Source organism: Halorubrum sp. AJ67, from assembly GCF_000513435.1.
Genome location: NZ_CBVY010000008.1, coordinates 184,852 through 185,945 on the forward strand (window position 1 = coordinate 184,852; position 1,094 = coordinate 185,945).

1 protein-coding gene is annotated in these 1,094 nt (G+C 66.5%); it reads left to right on the forward strand.

Going from position 1 to position 1,094, the window contains the following annotated elements; all coding sequences use genetic code 11:
- Positions 1 to 4: 4 nt before the first annotated feature.
- Positions 5 to 937, forward strand: a complete 933-nt coding sequence (locus tag BN903_RS08950; RefSeq protein ID WP_048077408.1) for a peptidylprolyl isomerase — start codon at positions 5 to 7, stop codon at positions 935 to 937.
- Positions 938 to 1,094: the final 157 nt, after the last annotated feature.

Here is a 1,094-nt window from a genome sequence, read left to right on the forward strand (position 1 = left end):
AGGTATGAGCGATCAGGAGCAAGCGGACGCGGCCGACGAGGCCGAAGAGACCGAGACCGAGACCGACGCCGGCGGACTCGAGGACGGCGACTTCGTCCGCGTCGCGTACACGATCCGAACGGCCGACGACGGTCGCGTCATCGACACGACCGACAAAGAGACGGCCGAGGACGCCGAGATCGACGTCGACGAGTACGACTTCGAGCCGCGCATCATCGCGCTCGGTGCGGGCCACGTGTTCCCCTCCGTCGAGGAAGCGTTCGTCGGCGGCTCGGTCGGCGACGAGGGCACCGTCGACGTCCCCGCCGAGGACGCCTTCGGCGAGTACGACCCCGACGAGGTCGAGACGGTCAAGGCCGACAAGATCCCCGAGGACGACCGCTACCCCGGCGCGCAGATCCAGATCGACAACCGTCAGGGCCACCTCGAGACGATAATCGGCGGCCGTGCCCGCGTCGACTTCAATCACCCGCTGGCCGGCGAGGACCTCGAGTACGAGTACGAGATCCTCGAAGCCATCGACGACCGCGAGGAGCAGGCGTCGGGCATGCTCGGCATGTACCTCCAGGAGGCCCCCGAGGTCCGCATCGAGACGGTCACCGAGGAGGAGGAGACGGTCACCGAGGACGACGACGGCGAGGAGACCGTCGAGACCGAAGAGGTCGAGAAGGACGTCCTCTACGTCACCGCGACGCAGGCGATGCAGATGAACCAGCAGTGGATGTTCCAGAAACAGCAGATCGCGCAGGACCTGATGGACCGCCTCGATCTCGACCGCGTCGTGATCGAGGAGGTCATCGAAGGCGGCGGCATGGGCGGTCTCGGCGGTATGATGGGCGGCATGGGCGGCGGTGCCGGTGATGTCGACATCGAGGAGGCGCTCGAAGACGTCGACGTTGACGCCGACGAGATCGTCGACGAGATCGACGAAGAGTAACCGATCCCGATCCGCTCGGTCCGTCCGAGTCACTCGGTTTTTCCGTAGAACCGTCCCGTTCTCGTAGAACCATCTCGTTTCCGTAGAGCCACCGCGTTCGCTCGGCGTCGCGTGTGTGGACCGTCCCGCGGGGCGGCGCGGCCGCCGAACAGATCCC

What these genes read in the sequence shown, in the direction of transcription:
- BN903_RS08950 (WP_048077408.1), top strand. Translation starts at nt 5, where the DNA reads ATGAGCGATCAGGAGCAAGCGGACGCGGCCGACGAGGCCGAAGAGACC.